Origin of the sequence: Ciceribacter ferrooxidans (assembly GCF_004137355.1) — a bacterium.
Taxonomy (GTDB): domain Bacteria; phylum Pseudomonadota; class Alphaproteobacteria; order Rhizobiales; family Rhizobiaceae; genus Allorhizobium; species Allorhizobium ferrooxidans.
In genome coordinates, this window is record NZ_SDVB01000138.1 from 1 (window position 1) to 257 (window position 257).

The 257-nt window shown below is 66.1% G+C and carries 1 protein-coding gene; it reads right to left on the minus strand.

Features of this window, described 5'->3' with window-relative positions; genetic code table 11:
* Nucleotides 1–257 (minus strand): hypothetical protein (locus EUU22_RS25510; protein ID WP_205687849.1); only part of this gene is annotated, 257 nt, incomplete at both ends.

Genomic DNA, 257 nt, shown 5'->3' on the forward strand with positions numbered 1-257 from the left:
GCCGGTATTGCCGCCGAACACAAGCGGCCCGCCGGTCAGGCAGCGCTCTCCCAACGAACTGTCCTCCGGACCATCGTTGCGGTTCATGCGCCCGGTATTGTAGCGAGGAGGGAGTTCCGCGCGTCGCGGCGAGGTCGCCGGAACGTATTTCCAGCCGGCGCAGCCCGGCAACCCGTTTTTGCAGGTGTCCGTCGATTGCACGAGGGCGAGGCGAAATTCCCGATCGGCCGCTGCGATCTTCTGAGCCTCCGGCGTCA